2 protein-coding genes and 1 pseudogene are annotated in these 4,117 nt (G+C 70.2%); all 3 read right to left on the reverse strand.

The window, feature by feature from the left end; translation table 11 throughout:
- Positions 1-580 precede the first annotated feature (580 nt).
- On the reverse strand, positions 581-865 hold the full coding sequence (locus JNW91_RS30145; RefSeq protein WP_151488701.1) for a GlsB/YeaQ/YmgE family stress response membrane protein: 285 nt from the start codon (positions 863-865) through the stop codon (positions 581-583).
- 671 nt (positions 866-1,536) lie between these two features.
- Complete coding sequence (gene lepA / locus JNW91_RS30150; RefSeq protein ID WP_203178887.1) at positions 1,537-3,414, reverse strand: translation elongation factor 4; 1,878 nt, start codon at positions 3,412-3,414, stop codon at positions 1,537-1,539.
- Positions 3,415-3,529: 115 nt separating this feature from the next.
- Positions 3,530-4,067 (reverse strand): annotated as a pseudogene (locus tag JNW91_RS30155) (DUF4240 domain-containing protein).
- Positions 4,068-4,117: the final 50 nt, after the last annotated feature.

Below are 4,117 nucleotides of genomic sequence, written 5' to 3' on the forward strand. Positions count from 1 at the left end.
GCTCGGGCGACGCGCTGCCCGCGCTTGGGCGGGCAGGCCGTCCGCCTCGCGCGGAGACCTGCCCGCGCTCGGGCAGCGGCCCGGCGCGCTCGGGCGGCCTGATCAACACGAGATCCATGACATTGGGGTATCGCGGGCACCGGGACACCCCGACATCACCGAACCCGAGTCGATCACGGCCAGACAGCGCGCCAGAGCCGGCCGCCGACTCCTGGGAGGCCACGTGATCGACACCAGGTCACCGACATCGCGCAATCACGGTGACAGGACGTTCCCAGATCGCCGATACGGAGTCGATCACGCGCCCAGCACGCCAACCGGCCGCCAGACCGCGGCACTGGCCGGACCGCCGCGCTGGCCGGACCGCCGCGCTGGCCGGACCGCGGCACGATCAACACGACATCGGCGACATCGGGGTATCGCGGGCGCTGGGACACCCCGATGTCGCGGAAACCGAGTCGATCAAGGCGAGTCGGGCGGCGGGCCGGCCGTTGATCTCGGGCAGGAACGCCGATGGGCACCCGACCTGTCGGCCGGGCGCCCATCGAGGTGTCGCGGTGGTACGAAGTGATGCTGGGTGTTAGTGGGTGACGCTGCGGCGACGACCCACACCGGCCACCAGCGCGACTGCGATGGCCGCGACGACGACCTGCACCAGCAGCTCGCCCCAGTCGATGCCGTTGGTCTCGGTGGCGATGCCGATCGCCCGGGCCAGGACGGTGCCCAGCAGGGCGGCGCCGACGCCGATCAGCATGTGCAGCCACATGGGCATGTTCTGTCGACCCGGGACGACCAGGCGGCCCAGGGCTCCGACGATGAGACCAACAACGAGCGCAGTGATGATGCCCCACACGGTGAGCTCCACGGTCGCCCTCCTTCAAAGAATGTCCGACACACGATGTGTGTGCTTCCTGTCGTGACCGCTAAGTGCCCGACCGGTCAAAAATCCAAACCGACTCACGTCACCCGGCAGCGCCAGGGTTCAATGTCCGAGGAGTGCGTCGATTGGTGCGCAAGAACATCTCCACAGGTAGCGGGCCTTCTCGTCGGGCCGTCGACCCCCGGCGGCAGCCGGAAAAATTTCTCCACGCCGCCCGGACGCCGGCACCCAGCGGGCAACAGGAGGGGCCGGTCACCGGAACACACCGGCGAGCGACGAAGCACCCGGGCGGCGAAGAAGGCAGACAAACCGGACGCGAAGCGTCACCCGCAGGCCCAACGTCACCCGCGGACCGGCGGAGGCCGCACGCCCTCCGGCGCCGCCCAGGCAAGATCCGCGCAACTTCGGGGAAACTGCTGCCTCAACGCGGCTCCAGGTAGCACTTTCCCCGAAAGTGCGCGGATCTTGGTGGCGCCCAGGCCGGGCGGGGCACGCCGAGGCGCTCGACCCGCGCGAAGCGTCACCCCGGCCGCGCGAGGGGTCGCCCGACCGCGCGAGGGGCACCCGGTCGCGCGAGGGGTCGCCCGCCGTGGGAGGCGTCACCCTGCTGCGCGGGCGTCGGCTGTCGGGTCAGCGTCGGCGCGCCGGCGCGGGGGTCACTTCTTTCCGGCGGCCTTGCCGTCACCGGAGTCGGAGGAGAGGGCGGCGATGAAGGCCTCCTGCGGCACCTCGACCCGGCCGACCATCTTCATCCGCTTCTTGCCTTCCTTCTGCTTCTCCAGCAGCTTGCGCTTACGGCTGATGTCACCGCCGTAGCACTTGGCGAGCACGTCCTTGCGGATCGCCCGGATGGTTTCGCGGGCGATGACCCGGCTGCCGATGGCCGCCTGGATCGGGACCTCGAACTGTTGGCGCGGGATCAGGGTGCGCAGCTTGGCGGCGATGGTGACGCCGTAGTTGTACGCCTTGTCCTTGTGCACGATGGCGCTGAACGCGTCCACCGGCTCGCCGTGCAGCAGGATGTCCACCTTCACCAGGTCGGAGGCCTGCTCGCCGGAGGGCTCGTAGTCGAGCGAGGCGTAACCCTTGGTACGGCTCTTCAACTGGTCGAAGAAATCGTAGATGATCTCGGCGAGGGGCAGCGTGTAGCGCAGCTCCACCCGGTCGGCGGAGAGGTAGTCCATGCCGAGCAGGTTGCCGCGCCGGCCCTGGCACAGTTCCATGACCGCGCCGACGTAGTCGTTGGGCGTCAGTACGGTGGCCCGCACCACCGGCTCGTACACCTCGGCGATCTTGCCGGTGGGGTACTCGCTGGGGTTGGTGACGACGATTTCGGCGCCGTCGTCCTGGATCGCGCGGTAGACCACGTTGGGTGCGGTGGAGATCAGGTCGAGGTTGTACTCGCGCTCCAGGCGCTCCCGGATGATCTCCAGGTGCAGCAGGCCGAGGAAGCCGCAGCGGAAGCCGAACCCGAGCGCGCCGGAGGTCTCCGGCTCGTAGTCCAGGGCGGCGTCGTTGAGCTTGAGCTTGTCCAGAGCCTCGCGCAGGTTGGGGTAGTCCGACCCGTCGATCGGGTAGAGGCCGGAGTAGACCATGGGCTTCGGGTCCTTGTAGCCGCCCAGCGGCTCGGCCGCCGGCCGGCTGTTGATGGTGACCGTGTCACCGACCCGGGACTGTCGGACGTCCTTCACCCCGGTGATGAGGTAGCCGACCTCGCCGACGCCGAGCGCCTCGGCCTTCACCATCTCCGGTGAGATGACACCGATTTCCAGCAGCTCGTGCACGGCCCCGGTGGACATCATCTTGATCCGGTCACGGGCGCTGATCCGCCCGTCGATGACCCGGACGTACGTGACGACGCCGCGGTAGACGTCGTACACCGAATCGAAGATCATCGCCCGGGCGGGCGCCTCGGCGTCTCCGACCGGCGGGACGAACTGCCGGACGATCTCGTCGAGCAGGTGCGGCACTCCCTCACCGGTCTTGCCGGAGACCCGGATGCAGTCGGCGGGGTCACCGCCGATGAGGTGGGCCAGCTCCTCGGCGTACTTCTCCGGCTGGGCGGCCGGCAGGTCGATCTTGTTGAGCACCGGGATGATGCGCAGGTCGTTCTCGAGGGCCAGGTAGAGGTTGGCCAGGGTCTGCGCCTCGATGCCCTGCGCGGCGTCGACCAGCAGCACGGCCCCCTCGCAGGCGGCCAGCGACCGGGACACCTCGTAGGTGAAGTCGACGTGCCCCGGGGTGTCGATCATGTTGAGTACGGCGTGCTCACCGGCCCGCTCGCCCTCGCGGATGGTCCACGGCATGCGAACTGCCTGGCTCTTGATGGTGATGCCGCGCTCGCGCTCGATGTCCATCCGGTCCAGGTACTGCGCGCGCATCTGCCGGGGGTCGACCACGCCGGTGAGCTGCAGCATCCGGTCGGCCAGGGTCGACTTCCCGTGGTCGATGTGGGCGATGATGCCGAAGTTCCGGATGCGACCGGGGTCGGTGGCACCTGGGGCGTTCGCGCCGGGATCGAGCTTCGGTGGCACAGCGGTCCGTTCTGGTCGGCTGACGTGAACAGGCCGGCGCGCCGCCGACCCCCTCCATGTTCCCACGCCGCCGGGGTACGTCCGCTGCGCGGGCGACGGATCGGCCCGCGACCCCTCACTCCGGCGGCGGCTCCACGAAGAGCGCGGCCAGCCGGGGCAGCCGACGGCGTGCCTCCTCCTCGTCGTCGAAGTCCCAGAAGTCGTTGAGGTCCGGCGTACGCACCGGCTCGCGGTCCGCCGGCAGCTCCGTCGCGGTGGCCTTGCGGTACGCGTCCCAGGGCACCGCCAGCATCTGCTCGGCGGAGAACTCCTCCCCGCTGAGCGAGGCCGCCCGCACCTGGGGCAGTTCGGCCAGCGAGTCCGGGTCGGCGACCGCGCGGGCGAAGACGGCCCGCCCCTGCGTCATGAGCCAGCCCCGGAAGTACTCGAACCCGTCGGCCGAGGCGCCACCGTTGATCAGGTACGCGGCGCCCCACAGGTCCGCCCTGTGCGAGGCGGCCAGCACCCGCGCCTGGTGTCGGGCGTACCCGACGATGTCCTCCGGGTCGCGCTCGGCGAGCAGCGCGACGGCCCGCGCGGCCACCGGGCCGGGCTCTCCCCCGCCACCGGCGCGCGCCCTGGTCGATCAGCTGCCAGAAGTCCTCGGTCCTCATGGCTTGGCAGTCTGGCAGTGTCGCCGCGCGCCGCGCACGTACCCGGGGCC

It is taken from the genome of Micromonospora parastrephiae, from assembly GCF_016802865.1.
Taxonomy (GTDB): Bacteria; Actinomycetota; Actinomycetes; order Mycobacteriales; family Micromonosporaceae; genus Micromonospora; species Micromonospora parastrephiae.